This window comes from Rhodococcus sp. RCBS9 (assembly GCF_029457415.1).
Lineage (GTDB): Bacteria > Actinomycetota > Actinomycetes > Mycobacteriales > Mycobacteriaceae > Rhodococcus_F > Rhodococcus_F qingshengii.
Genome location: NZ_CP120422.1, coordinates 1,269,144 through 1,290,035, shown reverse-complemented (window position 1 = coordinate 1,290,035; position 20,892 = coordinate 1,269,144). Strand labels below are relative to the sequence as shown.

Sequence of the window (20,892 nt, the reverse complement as noted above, 5' to 3'; positions counted from 1 at the left end):
GAACGCGTGTCAGTCGCAGGTGGTGTCGCCGGCGTTGACGCTGGCGATGTCGGCGGGCAGAGCCGTCGAGGTGCTGGTGTCGACCGACGTCGGATTTGCCGCCAGGATGGTTCCCGGGTCCGCGGGGGCGACGACGGTGCCGGCGAAATTGCTTCCGACGACGACCTCGATCATGTCTCCCATGCTCGGAGCGAGAACCAGAACCGCGCCGGGAATCGACGACGCGACCGTCACCGCTTCAGCCTCGTAACCTGCGGCGTAGCGCACGACGGTGGTCGACGCTTGAGCATTCGCCAGGCCGGTGGCTGCGCTGAAGTTACCGACCGTGGAGATCTGGAAACCGTAAGCCGCGAGGCTGTCGGCGATCGTCGCGGCCTGCCCGGCGATTCCCGAGGCGTTGGAGACGTCGACCGAGATGTTGTAGGCGCTCATTGCCTCGACGGAAGTGGCGGCCGGCGGCGTGCTGGACGTAGGAGCGGTTGTCGTGGAACTGGTCGACGACGGTGTGGTGTCCTCGCGCTCTTCGCCCGGAAGCGGATCGTCGTCGATGATCGCCTGGAAGAGGGACTTGATCTCGTCCGTGCGAGGAATCTCGTTGCCCCAGTCGTTGGTGCCGTCCGTGGGGACCGTCAAGAACGTGACCGCGCCTGCGTCGACGTTCTGGAGCGAGCGACCGAGGGTGACCAGTGACTTGGTGTCGATGTTTTCGACGAACGTGTCGCTGGTGAAGGCGTTGATGAATCCGTTGAGCTTGCTCGGATTCAGGAGGACCTGGTTGGACAGGGCCGAGCGGAGCAGCGCCGACAGGAACTTCTGCTGACGGGTGATGCGCCCGTAGTCGCCGTTGCCCTCGGCTTCGACGTGGCGAGCACGCACGTAGTTGAGGGCGGTACGGCCGTCGAGCATCTGCGTGCCGCCGGAGGCGAGGACGGTTCCGAGGATGCCGTCTTCGATCGGTCCGGGGGAGCAGACGTTCACACCGCCGACGGTGTCGACCATGCGCTCGAAACCGGCGAAGTCCATTCCGACGAAGTGCCCGATTTTCAGGCCGGACATCTTCTGGATGACCTTGACCAGGCATTTGGGGCCACCGAGTGCGTATGTCGCATTGAGTTTGTCGCCGCTCGCTGCCGGGAAGGTTTCGCTGGTGTACTTGCCGGCGTCGTTGTCCCATCCCTGACAGATCGGACGTTCGACGTCGAGGTCACGCGGGAAGGAGACGGCGACGACGCGGCTTCGGTCGGCGGGAATGTTCACCAGCATGACCGTGTCGGCTCGGGCGCCTTCGGCGTCTTCGACGGTTCCGGCGCCGATCTCACCGCTCGCACCGGCGCGGGTATCGGTGCCGATGATCAGGTACGTCTCGTCGCCGAGTTGACCACCGGCGTCGATGATGTCGTCGGACTCGGTGTCGAGTGCCGCAATCTGATCGAATCCGCCTTCGACCGAGCGCAGATAGCCCCACACGACGCCGGTCAATGCGAGAGACATGACGGCCAGGAACGCTACTGCCGATCGGCCGATCACTTTTGCGCGATGGCGGCGGCGAATCTTGCTTTGCGCCAGACGAGTGGCGCCGGTGTCACCGACTACCCGCGGCACTGCGGAGGTGACGGGATGTTCTTCGGTGATCCAGTCCGCAGCGGCGGGCGGAACGGTCGGACGGGCGGGAATCGGCCGGGCGGGGGGCGGCGACGACGCTGCTGAAGATTGAGTCTTGGGTGGTACGGATTTGTTCGGCGCCGGCTTGGGCGGCGTAGCCGGGGCTGGTGGCGGCTTCTTGTCGCCTACCCGACGGACCAACTCGGCGACCGAAACAGAGTCGTCGGTCGGAGGCGAGTCCCGTCGCCCGGTACGTCCACTGCTGCGACGCTCCGGGGGACTGGGTGGTTGCGGTGTTGGTCGCTGGGGTGTGGCAGGGCGCTGGGGCGTTGCCGGTTGGTCCGGTCGGGCGTTGCGGAAGCGCTTGTCTGCGAGCGGACGTTCCCAGGGGGCGCGGCTCTCGGGCGGAGGTGGGCCCGAATCGTGATCATCACCCACCGATGCAACCTGTCCCGTCGTCGACTGTCAGTAACTCGTCATTCAGATGCCGGCGTCAACCGGTTGTCGACGAAGCTGGAGCCATATTACTGGTGAATCCTGAGTGCTTCACTCAGAAAGTGATGTGAGTAATCCGACGGCGTGTTTTCGCTAGCCGCCAGAGTGCATCATGTCAGCTCCTACCGGCACAAGGTCGTCTTCGGGATCGTCGAGCCAACCTTCCGGGAGTGCTACCTGACCGGGTGAGCCTTGGCGTCCGCGCGGGCCTTCGGCGTCCTTGGGGAACGGGACGTCGTGGTCGAGCTGTCCGAGCAGATCGTCCAGTTCGGACAACGTGCTGACCAGAGCCATCGAGACCCGCAGATCCGATCCGACCGGGAACCCACGCATGTACCAGGAGACGTGCTTGCGGAGCTCGCGCAGACCCTTCATTTCACCGTGATGTGCGGCGAGCAGTTGGGCGTGACGGGCGATGATCTTGGTGACTTCGCCGAGCGTCGGCGGCGTGGCGATCTGTTGTCCGTTGAGAGCTGCGCTGAGTTCCGCGAACAGCCATGGCCGTCCGAGGCAGCCGCGTCCGACGACGACGCCGTCGCAGCCGGTCTCGTTCATCATGCGGGCAGCATCCGAGGCGTCGAAGATGTCGCCGTTGCCGAGGATCGGCACGTCGGTGACGTGTTCCTTGAGGCGCGTGATCTCGTTCCAGTCAGCAGTGCCGGAGTAGCGCTGCGACGCGGTACGTGCGTGAAGTGCGACGGCAGCGGCGCCTTCAGCTGCCGCGATCCGGCCGGCGTCGAGGTGCGTGTGATGTTCGGGGTCGATGCCGACGCGCATCTTGACGGTGACCGGAATGTCGGTGCCTTCGGTGGCGCGCACGGCTGCCGCGACGATCTGACCGAACAGTCGACGCTTGTACGGTAGCGCCGATCCGCCGCCCTTGCGGGTCACCTTGGGTACCGGGCAGCCGAAGTTCATGTCGATGTGATCGGCCATGTTCTCGTCGACGATCATCTTGGCCGCGGCGTAAGTCGTATCCGGGTCGACGGTGTACAGCTGCAGCGACCTGGGCGTTTCGGTCGGACCGAACGTGGTCATGTGCATCGTGGCGGGTTGGCGTTCGACGAGCGCGCGGGCGGTGACCATCTCGCAGACGTAGAGCCCGGACGTGCTGCCTGCACGTTCGAGTTCGAGTTCACGGCACAGCGTGCGGAAGGCGACGTTGGTGACGCCCGCCATGGGTGCGAGGACCACGGGGCTGTGCAGCTCGAGTGAACCGATACGAAGGGATGACATGTCTACCTCTGAACAAATACTTGTGACAATTGGAAGTGCCCGGTACCGAATCCGGTACCGGGCACAGAATAGCTGGTGAAACTAAGAAGCCTGCTGTTCGCGCTTGGCGGCTTCGCGTGCGAGCATGCGATCGCGCTGTTCCTCGAACTTCGTCGCGTTGGCGGCGAGTGTCTCGAGGAAGGCCGCCAACTCTTCGCGCGTGTTCTCGCCTTCGGCGCTGAAATCGTTGCGCTCGAAGATGTTCCACTTGCGCAGGACAGGCCAGACGACCTCGTCGAGGTGCTGGCGAAGGTCGTAGATGCCGTGCTTGGCCATGAGGGCGCCGTTGCGGCGGAAGTTCGGCATGCCGGCACCGGGCATCTGGAAGTTCTGGACGATGTTCGCCACAGCCTTGAGTGCCTGATCGGGAGCAAGATCGAGCGCGGCGGCGCAGATGTTGCGGTAGAAAATCATGTGCAGGTTCTCGTCGGCGGCGATGCGCTGAAGCATCTTGTCGGCAATCGGCTCGTCGCAGGCCTTGCCGGTGTTGCGGTGGCTGACGCGCGTCGCGAGTTCCTGGAAGGTCACGTAGGCGACCGAGTGCAGCAGGCCGGCGTCGCCCTCGTCGATGGGTGCGCTGTAACCGTTTGTCATGTGTTCCATGCGGAAGCGCTCGAGCTCGACGGGGTCGACTGCGCGCGTGACGACGAGGTAGTCACGCATCACGATGCCGTGGCGGTTCTCCTCGGCGGTCCACCGGCCGACCCACGTTCCCCAGGCACCGTCCTGCGAAAAGTTCTCGGCGATCTCACGGTGGTACGACGGCAGGTTGTCCTCGGTGAGCAGGTTGGTGATCATCGCGGCGCGAGCTACCTCGCCGAGTTGTGACTGTTCGAGACTCCAGTCTTCGCCGCCCATGGCTGCGAAATTACGGCCCTCGTCCCACGGAACGTAGTCGTGTGGATGCCATTCCTTGGCCATGGAGATGTGGCGGTTGACGTTCTCCTCGGCAACCGGCTGCAGCTCTTGTAGCAGCTCCAGCTGCGTCAGAATCCTCGTCATTTCTTGCCTCCATGTTGAGTGAATGCGCGACTTCGCCCCAGCCTACGGCACCGTAGGTTTGAAAAGAATGGCATGAAAATTGCTCCCCTCGAGGGATGTTACCGATCCGTAGTTATCCGGGGGCACTTTCACTACCAAGTCGTTCTTTCGACGTAGTCGCGGAACGTCCGGGCGGGATCGGACAGCTCGCGGCTCTTCGACCAGATCAGCCCTATTTTTCGCTGTGCTCCTTCGATCGGTACGTAGACGACTCCTTCGGCCCAGATCGGTGGATCCTGAACCGGCATGACCGAGACACCGAAGGACGCGGAGACCAGTCCGCCGACCGTTGCCAGCTCGCTGCTCTCGAAGACGAAATTCGGAGTGAATCCTGCGGCCGCGCACAGTTCATCGAGAATTCTTCGCATCCCGAAGTTCGGATGCATACCGATGAACGGTTCGTCGGCCGCGTCCGCAAGCTCGACCGAATGCAACTTCGCAAAGCGATGATCAGCCGGAACAGCCAATGCCAGTGACTGCTGGGCGATCTGCATCCACGCCACCTGCGGATCGCGCGGCTGAGGCGAGACGACGGCCAGGTCGGACGTGCCGGCGGCGATTCTGTCGACCAGGAACTGCGCGCTGTCCTGATGCAGTTCGAATCGCACTCCGGGATGCTCGACGCGGTATCCGCGCAGCATGTGCGGCACCAACCAGGTGCCGAACGAGTGGAGGAAGTCGAGCCGGACCGTGCCGCTCTCGGGGCTCGCCAGCGACTGGATTTCGGTCTGCGCGGCGTCGAGGGCGCGCAGTGCGATGCGAGCATGTCGATAGAGGATCTCGCCGTACCGGTTCAGTTCGAGTCGGCGTCCCTGACGGTCGAAGAGTGTCACGCCGATCTGTCGTTCGAGGCGTGCGAGTTTGCGCGAAAGGGTCGGTTGCGACAGGTGAGTCAGATCCGCGGTAGCGGTCACCTGTTGGGTTTCGGCGAGCACGACAAACCATTCGAGGTCTTCGGTCAGCATCACGAACCCAATCTATATACCTCTGGAGCATATAGAACACCAAGTTTATGCATTTTCTTTTGCCGAGTCTGGGCGGGAGGATTCTTACCGGAGGTAAGTGATGCCTGGAGGTACGTGGTGACTGTCGAGAATGTGATCGAATCCGAAGTGATGCCGCTTCGCCGCGGAACATCGGGATATCGAACCGTGACCGTTGCGTTGTTCGCGGCCGGGCTGTCGACGTTCATCTCGATGTACGCGGCACAGGCGTTGCTGCCTGCGTTCGCCGAAGACTTCCACGTCTCGCCTGCGGTGTCTGCGCTGTCCGTCTCGGCGACGACGGGCATGTTGGCGTTGGCAATCATTCCGGCCAGTGCGCTCTCCGAGCGGTTCGGTCGCACACGGGTGATGATCGCGTCGGCGTCGGCGTCCTGTGTGATCGGTTTACTTCTACCGCTGAGTCCGACGATCGAGGTTCTGCTGGTCGGACGCGCAGCACAAGGATTGGCTCTGGCCGGTGTCCCGGCGGTGGCGATGGCCTATCTGGCCGAGGAGGTCGATCGGAAGGACCTCGGTGCAGCGATGGGAAGGTACGTCGCCGGCACGACGATCGGTGGGCTGATCGGACGGCTCGTTCCGTCGGCCGTCGTCGATTTCAGTACGTGGCGTTGGGCGCTGTTGACTGCGTCCGCGCTGTCGGCATTGTTCGCGCTCAACATGATCCGGCGGCTTCCCGCGTCGAAGTTCTTTCGCCCGCAACCGATATCGGCGCGCACGATCGCGTCGAATCTACGACGCCACCTTGCGAACCCGTCGCTGCGAACACTCTTCGCTTTGGGATTCATCCTGATGGGCGGCTTCGTGTCGATCTACAACTTCCTCGGGTTTCGGCTCACGGCAGCACCTTTCGGCCTTCCTGAAGCGCTTGTGGGCCTGGTGTTCCTTTTCTACCTTGCCGGAACTTTCACCTCGGCGGTAGCCGGCGGGGCCTCTGACCGACTGGGTAGGCGCAGCGTGCTGCTCGGGTCGGTTGTCGTCATCGGTATCGGCCTGGCACTGACCGTTCCGGACAATCTGGCGTTGACGCTCGTGGGGATGCTGCTCTTCACCGGAGGATTCTTCGCCGCACATTCGGTGGCCAGCGGTTGGGTGGGGCTGATCGCTACCGATCACCGGGCCGAGGCGTCGGCGTTGTATCTGTTTGCCTACTACGCGGGTTCGTCCGTGGCGGGCGCCCTCGCGGGTCTTGCATACGCGGGTGGCGGTTGGGTCGGGGTCAGTACTTTTGTGGGCGCGCTGCTGTTGGTTGCGTTTGCCTTGTCACTGAGGATGTTTCGATCTTCGACGATTGACTGAACAGAGCACTGCGGCGACCCCGAACGGGATCGCCGCAGTGCGTTCTGTCGAGCGTCTTACTTCTTGCCGCCGCCGAGGAGGCCGCCGAGCAGGTCTCCGAGGCCGCCGCCACCGGATCCACCCAGGATGCCGCCGAGTGCGCCGCCGATGCCGCCGCCGGAATTGCCGCCGCCGCCGAGAATTCCGCCGAGGAGATCCCCGAGCCCGCCGCCACCGGAGGCCTGGGTCTGCGCGCCGGCACCGCCACCGGTGAACTGCTTGGCGAGGTAGGCCAGGACGATGGGAGCGAGGATCGGCAGCAACTGCTTCACCAGATCGTTTCCACCGCCGCCACCGACACCGCCCAGTGCGCTGGCGACCTGATCGGTGTTGCCGCCGAAGATGTTCGAGACGATCTTCTGACCGTCAGCGGTGTCGACTTTGCTGATGTCGACGCCGTCGTCGAGAAGGCTGGTGTCGGCGTGCGACTGCAGTGCACTTTCGAGTGAGGCTGCGCCGGCGGGATCCTGAGCGTTGGCGCCGAGGCCACCGACGAGGGTCGGAAGTGCAGTCTTGACCGCCGATTCGGCAGTTGCCTGGTCGACGCCGAGTTGCTGCGCGATCTGGTCGATGGGGATCTGGGATAGAAGGTCGTCAAGCGATGCCATTGATGCCCTACCTCTTCTGGGGTACTACTCGTCAGTACCCGGCTGTTGCAGACACTAGTGAATGTCGGCGTCGACGGTAACCCTCCGGTTGCCGAGCGGTCAGGCTCGGGTCTTCTCGCGGGGGACCAGGCACGCTAGGAGAGCGAGAATCAGTCCGCCGGCCGTCAGAATGAATCCTGTCTGATTTGTCAGGATCGTGGAGTAGTTTTCCCTGATGACATTGTCGAACTGATCGTTCACGCGGTAGTAGAACGTGCCAAGAGTCCCCAATCCCACGATAATTCCGATCCATGCTGCGATGCGAGAACCGAACAATGCGGCGATCAGAATCAATACGGCGGCGGCGAGCAGAAGTATCGCCATCGACCGGTAGAAGGTCACGGACTGATCGCCGAGTTGCTCGATTGCCCACCCGGCCGGAAAGCCGTCCCGCAGGTCCTCGAGGCGAACGTTGTCGGGTTTGACCCCGGCCAGTACGTACATGAACGAGCCGACGGCAACGGCGATTCCACAAATGAGCAGAACGAGATGAACTAACGTGCGCATGCCAGTCTCCCTGTGTTCGGAGTTCGGTGACGCGGTCGTCGCCGAGCCTAGCTGTGTCGCGGGTGTCAAGCTCGGTATCGGGCGTGCAGAATCGTCTCCATGCCCGACAACATGCGTCGACTCGAAGAGATCTCGCTGTCGCTGCCGGAAGCGGAGCGCGTCGACATCGAAGCGTGGGACGGCCACCCGACGTTCCGGGTCCGCGGCAAGAACTTCGTGTTCTGCAACCTCGAAGCCACCTCCTTGACCGTCAAGCTGAGCAAGGAGGAAGCCGAAGCGGTGGTGGCCACCGAACCAGGCGCAAGTGCTGCGGGCTACGGACTCGGTCGACACGGGTGGGTTGCACTCGACATCGGCACCGACGTTTCCGAGGAGAAATGGTCGCAACTCGAGGAGTGGATCTACACCTCGTTCACCCTCGTTGCGCCGAAGCGGCTTGCCCGGATCGTTCTCGATGCGGATGAGGAACGCCCGTAACGGATAGATTCGTCAGTACAGACGCCGACTAGACGAGGAATTGTCATGACGACACCGGAAACTTCACCGGCCACCGCAAAACCGGGCATGCCGCCGTGGGCGAAGAAGGCCATCGGGATCGCAGTGATGGCGGTGGTCCTGGTCATCGCTTACTTCATCCTTGCCGCCTTCCTTCCGCGTTGGTGGGCGCAGCGCATTGCGTCGTTGGCGAACGGCAGTTTCAGCGCCGGAATCGCGTGGGGGCTGCTGTTCGGTCTCGTGTGCACCCTGGTCCCGCTCATCTTCTTCCGGGCGGTCTGGCAGGTGCGCAAGCGCAAGCATGCTCGAATCATGCAGATCACGGCTCTCGCGTTGGGTGTGATCTTCGCGCTGCCGAATCTGCTCTCTCTGACAGTTGTTCTCGGCAACAACAACGCTGCGCATGCGGGCGAGCGGATCCTCGACGTCGACGGCCCCGGATTCCGCGGAGCATCCGTTGTCGGTGCCGTCCTGGGCGTTGCGTTGTTCCTTGGACTTGTCGCGCTCGGCTACATGTACAAAAAGCGTGGAAAGGATCTCGACAAGATGCGCGGTGAGCTCAAGCAGCACGAGCCGCAGAGCAAGGGCGAGGCTCCGGCTCCGGAAATCTGAGTCAGCTCTTCGACCGAGTACTCAGGCCGACACCGACTCCGACGGTTCCCGCCGCCACCAGTCCGGCGAGCGGGACCGCCCAGTGTCCGGCAAATGTGCAGGCGAGAACCAGGATTGCGCTCACCGGTAGAACGGCCTGCTCGATCCTGTCGCGCTTGAAGTGGCGTGAATGCATGAGCCACACGAAGATCAGGAACATCGCGGCCGGAATCGTGACCGCGGCAGATGCTGCGAACGTCGAAATGTGCGCTTCGCCAACTGCTTCCTCGACGGCTACTTCGATGCCGGCGCCGATGGCCGCAGCGGATCCGAATACGAAGTAGTGCCCGTATCCCCACAACAGGACGGCGCGATTGCCCTGGTCTGCGAGGTACTCGTGGATCGGGACGGCGAAGTAGATCCACAACGCGGAGAACACGATCAGAACTCCGCCGACGGCAATCGGAATCAGTAGATCGGCGGCGTCGAAATCCCGGATGCCGGATTGGACCGCGATGGTGGCGGCAGCGATGGTTTCGCCGAGCATGATGATGGTGAAGAGGCCGTAGCGTTCGGCGATGTGATGCGGGTGCCACGGCGTCTGGTGGTTGCGTTCGGCGATCGCAGGCACCGCGAGTTCGGCGATCATGAGAACGAAGAAGCCCGGAATCCACGCCGACGCCGGCATCAGGAGCAGCACGATCCAGCCGGCCTGAACGATCACGAGCCCGGCGGCATATTGCAGAGCAGTGGTTCGCGCTGCACCGGATTCACCGCTGGCGGCTCGAAGCCATTGGCAGGTGAGCGCAATTCGCATGATGAGGTAGCCGACGATGGCCGTCGTACGGTCGGTTCCGTCGAATGCGTCGGGGATTCCGGCGGCGAAGACGAGGACGCCACAAATCTGTACGAAGGTCGCGACCCGGTAGGGGACGTCGTCCGTGTCGTAGGCAGACGCGAACCAGGTGAAGTTCACCCACGCCCACCACAGCGCGAAGAAGACGAACATATAGCCGGCGATGCCGTCGGCGTAGTGGCCCTCGGCGACAGCATGCACCAGTTGAACTCCGGCCTGTGCGGCTGCAACCACGAAACACAGGTCGAAGAACAGTTCGAGTGGCGTCGATGCGCGATGGTTCTCGTCGCGGCTGCGTGCGCGCATCCGGATGATCGGCATAACGGCCCGGCCGTGGCCCGCGCCCGTACTGGTGTGTTCTGTCATCGTCCCCACCTTGCTCCGACGTCTAGTGCAGGAGCGCAGTCTAGGGCGAATTCCGTCGGGTCGACGAATGAGACATTTCGCCCCTCACCACACGAGAACGGGTTTGACGACTCGCCCCGACGCTTGATCTTCGACGGCTTTGTTGATGTCGGAGAAGGCGTAGCGCGTCACCAAGCGGTCGATCGGAAACCGGCCACCAGTGAAGAGCTCGACGAGTTCGGGGATGAACGTCGAGACTTCCGACTCTCCTTCGATGCATCCTCGAATTGTCTTTCCGCTCAGCATGATGTCGGCCATGTTCATCTCGACCGTGGACGCTCCGAGTCCGACTACCGCCAGTGTTCCCCGTGCTCGAAGTGATGTGACGGCTTGATTGATCACGGAGCCGATTCCGGAGGTGTCGAGGGAATGTGTCGAACCTCCGTCGGTGGCGGCGCGTACTGCTTCGACCGCGTCCTCGGTGGTCGGATCGACAGTGACGGCGCCGAATTCCTCGGCGAGTTCGCGCCGCTGCGCAACGGGGTCCACGGCGACCAGGGTGGAAACGCCGGCAGCCCTCGCCGCCAGCAGCGCTGCGAGTCCGACGCTGCCTGCCCCGAAAACGGCAAACGTCGAGTCGGGCTCGGGGCGAAGTAGATTCAGCACTGCACCCGCGCCGGTTTGAAATCCGCAGCCGAGGGGAGCCGCGACGGTCAGGTCCACCGCAGGATCGACGACGACGGTGTTGTCGGCAGAGGCGATGACGTATTCCGCGAAGCTGGACTGGCCGAAGAAGGCGGACCGTAGCGGGGTTCCGTCTCGCCGGATCGGCGTCGAGCCGTCGGTGCGTGCGCCAGAGCTGTTGAGCGCGTGTGAGCTTTCGCAGTACGCCCGATGACCGCTGAGACATTGCCTGCACGCACCGCAACTGCGATAGCTCAACAACACGTGATCGCCGGGCACGACCTTGTCGATCGCCGAGCCGACGGCCTCGACCACCCCCGCCCCTTCGTGCCCGAACACGCAGGGGCCGAGTCGTTCCGGTAGCACCGACTTCGTGAACAGATCTGTGTGGCACAGGCCGGTCGCGACGATGCGAACCAGGATCTCGTCTGCGCGGGGTTCGTCGATCTCGACGGTGTCGAGTGTGAAGGGGGAGTGCGGGCCGTGTGAGAGCGCCGCTGTCATCTGCATGGCGGACGTCGAATTCTGTTCGGCGCGAATCACGCTCGCTCGAGCAGGAAGTAGTAGTGCTGTCCGCCGTCGAGAACCAACGCCGATTTTCCGTTCATGATGCCCATGAGCGTCGAATCGTCGACTTTCTTGAAATGGTCGAAGATCGGCGCGCCGTCGTAGACCATCGTCGCCGTGACTTCGCCACGAAACTCGATGTTCCACAGACTTGCCTCGCCATTGCCGCTCTTGACGTCGGAGTAGAGGTTGCCGTCTTCGTCTCGGCAGATCAACGGCTTGGCGTCCTCGACCGAGTTGAAGGTCTTGCCGTACCAACGGCTCGCGAACAGCTTTTCGTGAAGACGGTGACCGGTGGCGAAGTCGTCACCCTTCCACTCGCCGAGGATTTCTTCGGCGGCGACGGTTTCCAGTGCGGCCCACACCTCGTCGAGTTCTGCTGGTGATACACCACTTTCCGCAGCACGGAGCCGGGCGAAAGCAGTTCGGGCTTCGTCGAGATTCATGTCTCTCCTCGAGTTGACGGTAAGTGGCACGACTTGTTCGCGAACCAAATTGTTCGTCAACTCTGCACGCTACGCCGAACCGGATGGTTCGGCAACGGTCGATTCGTTCTAGGCTGTGAACATGCGCTCAGCAGGGGAAGCTACGAGGGACCGCATTCTGGCGGCCGCAAAGGACGAATTTGCCACGTACGGGCTGGCCGGCGCGCGGATCAATCGGATCGCCGCGCAAGCGCGTGCCAGCAAAGACCGTCTCTATGCGTACTTCGCAAGCAAGGAAGAGTTGTTCGCTGCCGTGACCGAACAGTGGACGTCCGAAACAACAGCGGAGACAGCACTTCGAGGTGACGACTTGCCGGGCTATGCAGGTCGCCTCTTCGACAACTACGTTGCCCATCCCGAGAACGCCCGATTGCAGCAATGGGCGGATCTCGAAGCGCCGGACGTCATGAGCGAGGACGACATACGAAGCAAGACCTTCCGGCCTAAAGTTGCGGAAATCCGCAAGGGGCAGCTCGAGGGGCACATCGACCCCGCGTGGAATCCCACGGAGTTGATCCTGCTGATCACGGATATCGCCCGGATGCTCGCGCTCAAGTCGTCTCGTTCCATCCCTCGACGTCGGGAGGCGGCAGTCGAGGCGGTTCGGCGTTTGATTGTGGCTTAGCGAGTCCAAACGCGAACGTCCACGCCCGTCGCTGTGTGGTTGCCCGGATTTACGGATTTCTCAGTAACGGTGCGTACGTTGGGCGTCGGCTCGTTGACGCCCTCGGGATGTTGACGTGCCGCCAAAACTTTTGTCGTCGACTGTTCAGATGCTGGTGAGCAAAAGGATCGCGGCCGGCCACCCTGACTGAATATCGTCGACGCCGAGCGTGTTCCTTCGGTGCGCGCACCTGTTCAGCATCTGGAGTGGACCCGTGTCGAAGTGGCCGTGCATATGAAGATCTCGAAGAAGGTAGCGCTGGTCGTTGTGGCTGCTTGCGCCCTGACGTTGGGATCGGCGCAAGTCGGAACCGCCCGCGCGGATGCGCCGGTCAAGGTCAGCGTGGCCGGTCATGTGGTGAGCGCCGGGCACTTCGAGCAGGTGCGGCGCCCCAACCGGTGTGTGAAGGCCGGGACGGGGAAGTCGAAACCGAGCGAGCAGAAGTCCACGAATCGCAGTGGGCGTCGAGGCAGCGGGGGATGCTTCTGACAGTGATTGCGAAGTTCCGCAATCAGCCGTCGCAAATCTGTAACACGTTCTAATCTTGCGGTATGGACGTGACTTACGAAGGGACCAAACGCGAAGTCGCTACCGACAGGGGGACTTTGCGCTATCACGAGGCGGGCGATGGTCCGCCGTTGATCCTGTTGCACGGCTCCGGGATCGGCGTGAGTGGATGGCGGAATTACCGGGGGAACCTCGAGGTGTTCGCAAAGCACTTCCACTGCTACCTCCTGGAGTTCCCGGGTTTCGGCGTGAGCGATGCCGTCGACGGTCATCCAGTTCTCACGGCAACCTCGGCGGTGGTTCGATTCATGGATGCGCTGGGAATCGAATCCGCTGCGATGATCGGCAATTCGATGGGCGGAGTTGTCGGGGTCAACGTCGCGATGAGGTTCCCTGACCGCGTCCGCAGATTGGTCACCATCGGAGGCGTGGGCCCGAACATCTTCAGTCAGAACCCGAGCGAAGGTACGCGTCTCCTCCAGGAATTCGCCGACGCTCCCAGCCGTGAGAAGTTGGTTCGCTGGCTCGAGTGCATGGTTTACGACAGATCCGTGATCACCGAGGAGCGGATCGAGGAACGATGGCAAACGGCCAACGATCCGGCCTCGCACCAGGCATTGACCGCGATGTACGGATCCAAAGCCTTTGCCGCTCAGCAGCAGATGATGTCCAACTCGGATGTGCCGCCGTACTGGTCGATGATGCACAAGGTGCAATGCCCGACCTTGCTGACATGGGGACTCGATGATCGGCAGTGTCCACCGGACATGCCGATGATTCCGATGCGACTGATTCCGAACGCCGAACTGCATGTATTTCCGAACTGCGGGCACTGGGTGATGATCGAAGCCAAGGAGGCATTCGAGCGCGTGACCCTCGAGTTCCTGCTTCGATGACCTGCTGATGCATTCATGTGGCCCGAATCGATGTGGCACGAATGCACAAGACCCGGCGCCTCCGAATGAGGCGCCGGGTCTGCATTTGTGCCCCCAGTAGGACTCGAACCTACGACCTGCGGATTAAAAGTCCGTAGCTCTACCAACTGAGCTATAGGGGCGCGGCGCAGAGTCTAACGGGACCGCAGAGTCCGTGAAAACACCACCCCCACCAGAAGGGCAATTCCGATGACGGCGATGGTCCCGCCAGTGCGATGCAGACCCGCGTCGTCGATGGTTCCGCGCATGGTCAACTCGATGACGACGGCAGCAAGGTTGGCGCCGATGTACTGGATTGTTCGGTACAGACCGATCGCAGTTCCGACGTCGGCGGAGGTGGTCACCGAGTTGATCAGGTTCTGGTTTCCCATGTTGTTGAAGCCGTTGGGAATGCCCAGGATCGCCGCAATCAGCAGGAGTGCCACAAGGGGAGTCGAACTCGATTCGACAAAGGCAATCAGAATCCCGCCGACAGCCAACGCGGCGGTGCCGATCAGGAGGGTGATTCGTGCGCCGAATTTCCCGTACACCCTGGACGCGGACATGGTCGCGAAGATCCCGACCGCAGCGACGGGCAGCATGAAGAGCCCGGCGCTGATCGGTGACATTCCGCGGGCTACCTGTAGCCACTGGGGGAGTCCGAAGAAGATGCAGTAGAACGCTGTGTAAGTCAGCAGGGTCCGGCCGAGAGTCATGCTCAGTGCGCGGTTTCGGACGACGGCGCGGACGTCGATGAACGCCGAGGCCGTTCGACGTTCCCACCAGACGAACAGGAACGCGAAGAGGGCCGTCGACGGGACGAGGTACCACTTCGCGTGCTCGGCGAGAGAGAGGAGAAAGAGCATCGTCGATGTCGTCAGAGCCAGAAACAGGGTGATACCGAGTGGGTCGAGAGACTTGAACAACGCAGCGGCGCCGGCCCGGTCGGGCAGGGCGGAGTCGCTCGGGGCGGCGAAGAAGACCCATACGGCAGTGACGACGACAAGTGGGAGGTTCACCCACATGATCGATTGCCAACCGAGTGTGCCGACCAACAACCCGCCGAGAGTGGGCCCCAGCGCGACGACCGATTGAGCGCAAATGGTGAGTGTTGCTATAGCTGAACGGGTTTGAGTCCGGTGGCGGTCAGCGTATTCGCGGATGACGGTCATTGCGTTCGGATACTGTGTCGCCGTGCCGATTCCGAGCAGGATTCGTGCGGCGATCAGCCAGCCCAGCGACGGGGCGAGCGAGCCGAGGATCGATCCGGCAGCGATCAGGCCCAATCCGGCGAGGTAGACGCGTTTGGCGCCGAGGATCGATCCGAGTCGACCAGCCGCCGGCGCCGTGACCGCAGTCGCGATGTAGAGGGCCGAGATGACCCACGCTGTGCCTGAACTGGAACCGAAGTATGTGGCGATCGGGACGATTGCCACGGCAATCATCGACGAGTTCAGCGCTTGAAGAACGGTTCCGGAGCCGAGAGCAAGACTCAGTTTCAGTGGAACGGGAGTTTGGGGGGTCGGCGTTTCGACGACGGTGGTCACGAGTTCATCAGTGACTCCTCTGATATCGATGTCGATGCTGGGGACTCGCCCTGGCCTAGTCTGCGCAGGATTCGGCCGGCGATCAGAAGCAAGTCACGCTCGGCTTCGGTGCACTCGGCGTCGATGACCTCAGCCAGCCACTCTGTTCGTTTCGTTCGGTCTTCGTGAAGGGTCGATGTGCCGAGTTCGGTCATCGTGACCAAGACCGCGCGGCCGTCCGATGGATCCGCCCTTCGCGTCACCATGCCCTGTTCTTCGAGCGCGGCCACGGTCTTTGCGATTGATTGCGGTGTGACGCGCTCGAATTTTGCCAACTCTTTGGCGGTCGACGGACCTTGTCGGTCGAGGTGGCCGAGGGCCTGGATCTGGCTCGGCGTGAGCTTGTGGTCGTTGCGTTTGGTGCGTAGACGTCGGACGAAGGCACCCAGATCGTCCCAAAGTACGTCGATCTCGTCTCGAGCCTTGCTGCGACCCTCTCCAACGTTCATTTAGACAGTCTAACTGTGTTGTTTCGATGCTGCCAGCACGGTTTCGACGGAAAAGGGGGAATAAACAATTGCACTAGTTGTTTAAAACCTTGGGACTGCTGTCCATCGGTCGGCGAAGCAGTTCCGTCTGCGAGGTCGAATTATCAGAATCTCGGGCACGAAAAAGCTCGGATGCGCACCCCCTGCGGCGCACCCGAGCGGCCAAAACCATACCACTTGGTGTCTTTTGGGCATAAAGTCGGTTCTTGTCCCCTGAACAGCCGATTGCGTCTAGTACTTTTGGCGGGTATGGCTCTAGTCCTTACGTAGGGTGTGTTGGAGGGGATATTGTGAAGTTTCGGGGGATGACAGGCGCCGATCACGGCGGCTCTGCGTACCAACTCTGCGAGAGGCACAACACCGTAAATGGCACGTCAACAAGAGCGTGCGCGGCGTACCCGCGCCGCCCTGGTCGAAGCGGCTGCAGTCGAATTCGCCAAGCGCGGCTATGCAGCTGCGTCGGTGAACACGATCCTCGAGGGCTCCCGCGCCACCAAAGGCGCCATGTATTTCCATTTCCAGTCCAAGGAAGAGTTGGCGCGAGCGGTTCTGACCTCGGCTATCGAAACCTTCACTGGAATTACTGATCGTTGGGCCAAGAGAACAGACCTCGATCCATTCGTCGCTTTGCACGGTCTCGTGCTCGACATTGCCGAGGTCTTCCGTGCCGAGGTAATCGTGCAGGCGGAATTCCGGCTGATCATCGAGCCCGAGTTCTACAAGGATGTGCAGTCCGGTGGTGGGCAGGTCTGGGGAAAGACCGCCTATGAGTTGGCATTGCGTGCCAAGGACGACGGTTTGCTCCGAGAGGACGCCGACCCGGACAAATTCACGCGTGTACTGGCAGCGAGCCTTGCCGGTCAGCGGTACATGGCAGACCTGATTGCCTCCAGTGGAGATCTGGGCGAGTGGTTCGAGGAGTCTCTCGAAGTAGTCCTCGAAGCCATGGCTACGCCGCAGTGGTTGGAGACGTTCCATCGTGACGGGTGGCCCCAAGTCGAGTTCCCTGACACTGAATAGTGCACTTTTCTGCCCGTGAACAGGCGATTTGTGATTTCCGAATGCCGTGCCATAAGCTATCCAAGCTCCCAACGGAACGCCGTTGGGGTACTAGTTCGGAGAGATCCGGCGGGCCCCCTTCGTCTAGCGGCCTAGGACGCCGCCCTTTCAAGGCGGTAGCGCGGGTTCGAATCCCGTAGGGGGTACGTTTTGCGAAAGCGAAACGATGCAGTATGGTTTGACCCGCACGACACGCTTTGAGATGCACAAATGCCAGGCCAGGACAGTGGTTTGGGAGCGGCTCGAAGATGTAGTACGGTTTCACAGCAAGGAAAAAGCAAGGCCCTGTGGCGCAGTTGGTTAGCGCGCCGCCCTGTCACGGCGGAGGTCGCGGGTTCGAGTCCCGTCAGGGTCGCAAAGCTTTGTTCTCAATCAATCGGTTGAGAACAAAGCAATGCGATAGGCATTCGGTTCGGGTGCCGTCCGGCCAGGTAGCTCAGTTGGTACGAGCGTCCGCCTGAAAAGCGGAAGGTCGCCGGTTCGATCCCGGCCCTGGCCACCATAATTCTTTTCGACAAGCTCCAATCTCATGTTCTTCGAACATAAGGTTGGAGCTTTTTCGTATTCGGATGTCAGTCGCCGTCAACCACTCGGCCCGATCATCTCAGTTATGCGCATCCTTTGTCTCCGTGAATGTTTCCGGTCACCGGGAACGTGCTGGGCGTCACTCCACAGAGGACATCACTATTAGCCGATTGCGGCCGATCCGTGGCTGCGTCTACTGAAAGTGAGGTGGAATCTCCGTGTCGCACTCGAGATCTTGGCGCATCGGGAAAGTCAGCCGGGTCGCCGTCGCATTGTTCGGCACCGGGGTTCTGTTGGTGGGCTGCGCGAGCAACGGTGACGACAGCGGGACCGATACGACGACCGCGTCGGCGGACGTCGTGACCGGCATGGTCAACGAGCAGCCCGATCCGGGAACTGCGGTGGCCGGCGGGACCATGACGTACGGCGTACAGGTGCTCGTTCCCTCACTCGACCCGACGAAGACGGCCGCGCGCGGCGGTTCCGGCGGTGAGGCCTTCGCTGCTGTGTACGACGTCCTGATGAGTTACGACACTGCGAGCGGCGAGTTCGAGCCCAAGTTGGCTGAATCGCTCGAGACAGCTGACGACGGAGCCACCTGGACGCTGAAACTTCGCGACGGTGTGAAGTTCAGTGACGGCACCACCCTCGACGCCAACGCCGTGATCGCGAGCATCGATCGGTACAACGCGGGCAAGGGCAATGGCGCCGAACTGTGGCTGGCTTCGGTGGAATCGGCGCAGGCAAGCGGTCCGACGACGGTGGAATTCAAGCTGAAGACGCCGTGGATGCGTTTTCCGTCGATGCTCGCTCTCGGGCACGGGATGATCGTCGCCCCGAGTTCGCAACAGGGCGACAAGTTCACCGCCGTCGGAGCCGGACCCTTCACCGAAGATGTCTTCACACCGAGCGTCGAGCGAATCTTCAAGGCCAACCCGTCCTACTACGGCGGCGCCCCCAAGCTGGACAAGTTGCGGATGGTTGCGCTCAACGGTCCGCAGGCCAATCTCGAATCATTGAACAGCGGTCAGCTCGATGTCGCCTACATTCGCGGCCTCACGTCGGCGATCAATTCCGCCAAGTCCGCTGGCTACCCCGGCTACATCGACGTGCTCAATGCCGGCAGTGCCGAGATCGTCAACAACCGTGAAGGCCGACCGGGCTCGGATGTTCGCGTTCGCCAGGCCATCGGCTACGCGCTGGACACCACGTTGATCGATCAGCGAGTGGAAAACGGTGAGGGACTGCCGGGCTCGGAGTTGTTCGGTCCGACGTCGCAATGGCATGTAGACACACCGGGTATTGCCTACGACCCCGAAAAGTCGAAGGAAATTCTGAATCAGGCAAAGGCAGACGGGTATGACGGCAGCCTCGACTACGTCGTTCTCAGTGAGCCGAAGGACCACGCGATCGGCCTCGCCGTGCAGTCACTGTTGCAGGCCGTCGGGTTCGAGGTGAACTTGATCTTGGCCAACAACGCCGGCGACATCGTGCAGAACGTCTACGTCAAGCACGATTTCGACCTCGCGCACGCGGGCATCGGAATGTACGAGTCGATTCTCGATCTCGGATTGTTCTCCACGACCAACAGCACCTCGATGGCGAATACTGCTGGATATGCGAACCCGGCGATGGATCAGCTGATCGCAGATCTACAACAGGCCAAGGACAATTCGTCGACCCTGGCGATCATCGGCAAAATTCAGACGCTGTGGAACGAGACGGTTCCATCGGCGCCGATCGGCGGGCTGACGTCGTTCTGGGCTTGGCAGAAGAATGTTCACGGTGTCGTTCCCACTGCCACGGGAATCATGCTGTTCGATCAGGCATGGATGGGCGCGAAGTAGCGTTCCAGCGCACACCGAGAGCCCCGTCCGACGCGAGTCGGGCGGGGCTCTTTCGTGTCTACGTCGGCTAGCGTTGCGCAACCCTTTCGATCAGGATGATTGTATTGAAATATGTTGTTGGTCAATATGATTCGACAAGCGCGATTTGACTTGCCCAGCGTGGCCCGCATAGATTGCATCCACCATCCAGAGTGGCTGAGAGACCTGGCTCGATGATGCCGCAGCAACCCGCTACCTAACCGCAGTGTGGGTGCTACCGCCAGGACCGATGGAGGACACATGACTGTATTTGCCGTGGGTATCGAACTGGACGGCGAGGGCACTCACCCCGCTGCCTGGCGCCGAAGCTCACACCGCCCGGACCAGCTGCTCACGGGCAAAGCCGTGCGCGATCGCGTCGCGGCTGCCGAGAATGCCGGCTTCACGTTCGCGACGTTCGACGATTCCATCCTCCCCCCGAGTGGTGACGTCGTCGGCCGCATCGATGCCGTCTCGAGGGCGTCGTACGTGGCGGCGACAACCAGCACGATCGGGCTGGTCCCCGTCGTCGGGACCACGTACGCCGAACCGTTTCATACGTCCTCGCAATTGGCGACGTTGGACTACTCCTCGCGTGGGCGTGGCGGCTGGCTTGCTGTTCCGGTCGAAGACGATGCCGCGGCGAGGGCGTGGGGGAGGGCTCCAGTAACAACGGAGTCGGCGCGTCAGCAAGAGCAGCGGGATTCGGTCACCGTTGTGACCGATCTCTGGGACTCGTGGGAGGACGACGCCGTCGTTCGTGACTATCTCAGTGGGCGTTTCCTCGAGCGTGATCGTCTGCATTACGTCAATTTCGAGGGCGACACGTTCTCGGTGAAGGGGCCCGCAATCGTTCCGCGGCCGCCTCAAGGCCAGTTGGTGGTGTTCGGCCGCTACGGCGAAATCGATCCACGCCAGCCGGATGTTGTTCTCGTTTCCGGTGATTCGGTGGAGACCATTGCACAGTCGGCTGCCAAGGCGCGCGATGAGGGCGCGTCATTGGTGGTCGCCGAGCTCGATGTGGCATTCGATACGCCGAATCTGTCTGCGGCGCAGCGGAGGACCGAGCTGAACTCGTACGGGAATGCCGTCGTCACCGGCCGACTGCTCCTGGCTGCAGATCCGGGGGAAGCGGCCGTGGTTCTGAAGGAATTGGCCGGACACCTCGACGGTGTTCATTTCCATGCTCTCGTGATCGACGAGGACCTTCCGGTGCTGGCCAAATTCGTGCTTCCGACGCTGTCCAAGGCCGGGTTGACGCGACGCCCGGTTCCGGGATCGACCCTGAGGGGCAACCTCGGTCTGCAGCGGCCCGCAAATCGATTCGCCCACTCCTCCTGACTTGACTTCGCGCT

20 protein-coding genes, 4 tRNA genes and 1 riboswitch are annotated in these 20,892 nt (G+C 62.0%); of the genes, 12 read left to right on the top strand and 12 right to left on the bottom strand.

The genetic code is table 11. The features are described 5' to 3' along the window. Nucleotides 1–9: 9 nt before the first annotated feature. The 4 genes from P0M12_RS06075 to P0M12_RS06060 all read right to left on the bottom strand — a co-directional run bounded on the left by P0M12_RS06075 (nt 10) and on the right by P0M12_RS06060 (nt 5,381). Nucleotides 10–2,040: an LCP family protein gene (locus tag P0M12_RS06075; RefSeq protein ID WP_042451384.1), complete on the bottom strand. Its 2,031-nt coding sequence runs from the start codon at nt 2,038–2,040 to the stop codon at nt 10–12. 150 nt (nt 2,041–2,190) lie between these two features. Next, nucleotides 2,191–3,333, bottom strand: coding sequence for a tRNA dihydrouridine synthase DusB (gene dusB / locus P0M12_RS06070; protein ID WP_003939756.1), 1,143 nt, complete (start codon nt 3,331–3,333; stop codon nt 2,191–2,193). Nucleotides 3,334–3,414: 81 nt separating this feature from the next. Further along, complete coding sequence (locus P0M12_RS06065; protein WP_003940492.1) at nt 3,415–4,374, bottom strand: acyl-ACP desaturase; 960 nt, start codon at nt 4,372–4,374, stop codon at nt 3,415–3,417. A 131-nt stretch (nt 4,375–4,505) separates the two neighbouring features. Continuing rightward, the gene (locus P0M12_RS06060) at nt 4,506–5,381 is read right to left on the bottom strand and encodes a LysR family transcriptional regulator (RefSeq protein WP_081377546.1); all 876 of its coding nucleotides are present in this window, start codon (nt 5,379–5,381) and stop codon (nt 4,506–4,508) included. Nucleotides 5,382–5,528: 147 nt separating this feature from the next. Between P0M12_RS06060 and P0M12_RS06055 the strand changes: the two genes are divergently transcribed. Further along, a complete protein-coding gene (locus P0M12_RS06055) occupies nt 5,529–6,713 on the top strand; it encodes an MFS transporter (protein ID WP_167349871.1) in 1,185 nt (394 codons plus the stop codon). A 56-nt stretch (nt 6,714–6,769) separates the two neighbouring features. Here P0M12_RS06055 and P0M12_RS06050 read toward each other — a convergent pair whose 3' ends face one another. Next, on the bottom strand, nt 6,770–7,360 hold the full coding sequence (locus P0M12_RS06050; protein WP_003940105.1) for a DUF937 domain-containing protein: 591 nt from the start codon (nt 7,358–7,360) through the stop codon (nt 6,770–6,772). A 99-nt stretch (nt 7,361–7,459) separates the two neighbouring features. Then, nucleotides 7,460–7,906, bottom strand: coding sequence for a hypothetical protein (locus tag P0M12_RS06045; protein ID WP_003939955.1), 447 nt, complete (start codon nt 7,904–7,906; stop codon nt 7,460–7,462). A 99-nt stretch (nt 7,907–8,005) separates the two neighbouring features. On the opposite strand from P0M12_RS06045, the gene P0M12_RS06040 reads away from it, so the two are divergent. Both P0M12_RS06040 and P0M12_RS06035 read left to right on the top strand, forming a co-directional pair. Further along, on the top strand, nt 8,006–8,383 hold the full coding sequence (locus tag P0M12_RS06040; RefSeq protein WP_020908916.1) for an MmcQ/YjbR family DNA-binding protein: 378 nt from the start codon (nt 8,006–8,008) through the stop codon (nt 8,381–8,383). 45 nt (nt 8,384–8,428) lie between these two features. Beyond that, the gene (locus tag P0M12_RS06035) at nt 8,429–9,013 is read left to right on the top strand and encodes a hypothetical protein (protein ID WP_003940111.1); all 585 of its coding nucleotides are present in this window, start codon (nt 8,429–8,431) and stop codon (nt 9,011–9,013) included. 1 nt (nt 9,014) lies between these two features. Here P0M12_RS06035 and P0M12_RS06030 read toward each other — a convergent pair whose 3' ends face one another. The 3 genes from P0M12_RS06030 to P0M12_RS06020 form a co-directional block, all read right to left on the bottom strand. Beyond that, nucleotides 9,015–10,214: a low temperature requirement protein A gene (locus P0M12_RS06030; RefSeq protein ID WP_007733865.1), complete on the bottom strand. Its 1,200-nt coding sequence runs from the start codon at nt 10,212–10,214 to the stop codon at nt 9,015–9,017. An 84-nt stretch (nt 10,215–10,298) separates the two neighbouring features. Next, nucleotides 10,299–11,387 (bottom strand): NAD(P)-dependent alcohol dehydrogenase, encoded by a 1,089-nt coding sequence (locus P0M12_RS06025; protein WP_277377911.1) that lies wholly within the window; start codon nt 11,385–11,387, stop codon nt 10,299–10,301. A gap of 29 nt (nt 11,388–11,416) precedes the next feature. After that, the gene (locus P0M12_RS06020; RefSeq protein WP_007733878.1) at nt 11,417–11,890 is read right to left on the bottom strand and encodes a DUF4334 domain-containing protein; all 474 of its coding nucleotides are present in this window, start codon (nt 11,888–11,890) and stop codon (nt 11,417–11,419) included. Nucleotides 11,891–12,011: 121 nt separating this feature from the next. Between P0M12_RS06020 and P0M12_RS06015 the strand changes: the two genes are divergently transcribed. The 3 genes from P0M12_RS06015 (at nt 12,012) to P0M12_RS06005 (ending at nt 13,996) form a co-directional block, all read left to right on the top strand. Further along, a complete protein-coding gene (locus P0M12_RS06015) occupies nt 12,012–12,554 on the top strand; it encodes a TetR family transcriptional regulator (protein ID WP_030535258.1) in 543 nt (180 codons plus the stop codon). A gap of 219 nt (nt 12,555–12,773) precedes the next feature. Next, nucleotides 12,774–13,082 (top strand): hypothetical protein, encoded by a 309-nt coding sequence (locus tag P0M12_RS06010; RefSeq protein WP_136470805.1) that lies wholly within the window; start codon nt 12,774–12,776, stop codon nt 13,080–13,082. A gap of 62 nt (nt 13,083–13,144) precedes the next feature. Then, nucleotides 13,145–13,996: an alpha/beta fold hydrolase gene (locus P0M12_RS06005; RefSeq protein ID WP_030535259.1), complete on the top strand. Its 852-nt coding sequence runs from the start codon at nt 13,145–13,147 to the stop codon at nt 13,994–13,996. An 88-nt stretch (nt 13,997–14,084) separates the two neighbouring features. Here the strand turns inward: P0M12_RS06005 and P0M12_RS06000 are convergent. The 3 genes from P0M12_RS06000 to P0M12_RS05990 form a co-directional block, all read right to left on the bottom strand. Beyond that, a tRNA-Lys gene (locus P0M12_RS06000) sits at nt 14,085–14,157 on the bottom strand. Nucleotides 14,158–14,169: 12 nt separating this feature from the next. Continuing rightward, nucleotides 14,170–15,561: an MFS transporter gene (locus P0M12_RS05995; RefSeq protein WP_030535260.1), complete on the bottom strand. Its 1,392-nt coding sequence runs from the start codon at nt 15,559–15,561 to the stop codon at nt 14,170–14,172. Beyond that, nucleotides 15,558–16,049, bottom strand: coding sequence for a MarR family transcriptional regulator (locus tag P0M12_RS05990; RefSeq protein WP_007733882.1), 492 nt, complete (start codon nt 16,047–16,049; stop codon nt 15,558–15,560). The genes P0M12_RS05995 and P0M12_RS05990 overlap by 4 nt, the downstream gene beginning before the upstream one ends. Nucleotides 16,050–16,454: 405 nt before the next feature. Between P0M12_RS05990 and P0M12_RS05985 the strand changes: the two genes are divergently transcribed. The 6 genes from P0M12_RS05985 (at nt 16,455) to P0M12_RS05960 (ending at nt 20,878) form a co-directional block, all read left to right on the top strand. Next, on the top strand, nt 16,455–17,108 hold the full coding sequence (locus P0M12_RS05985) for a TetR/AcrR family transcriptional regulator (RefSeq protein WP_003940323.1): 654 nt from the start codon (nt 16,455–16,457) through the stop codon (nt 17,106–17,108). A gap of 112 nt (nt 17,109–17,220) precedes the next feature. Beyond that, nucleotides 17,221–17,293: transfer RNA gene (locus tag P0M12_RS05980), tRNA-Glu, on the top strand. A 135-nt stretch (nt 17,294–17,428) separates the two neighbouring features. Then, a tRNA-Asp gene (locus P0M12_RS05975) sits at nt 17,429–17,502 on the top strand. 70 nt (nt 17,503–17,572) lie between these two features. Continuing rightward, a tRNA-Phe gene (locus tag P0M12_RS05970) sits at nt 17,573–17,649 on the top strand. Nucleotides 17,650–17,890: 241 nt separating this feature from the next. Next, nucleotides 17,891–19,519: an ABC transporter substrate-binding protein gene (locus P0M12_RS05965; RefSeq protein ID WP_277377523.1), complete on the top strand. Its 1,629-nt coding sequence runs from the start codon at nt 17,891–17,893 to the stop codon at nt 19,517–19,519. A gap of 179 nt (nt 19,520–19,698) precedes the next feature. After that, nucleotides 19,699–19,794, top strand: a riboswitch (SAM riboswitch). A gap of 4 nt (nt 19,795–19,798) precedes the next feature. Then, complete coding sequence (locus tag P0M12_RS05960; protein WP_277377522.1) at nt 19,799–20,878, top strand: LLM class flavin-dependent oxidoreductase; 1,080 nt, start codon at nt 19,799–19,801, stop codon at nt 20,876–20,878. The last annotated feature ends 14 nt before the right edge of the window (nt 20,879–20,892 follow it).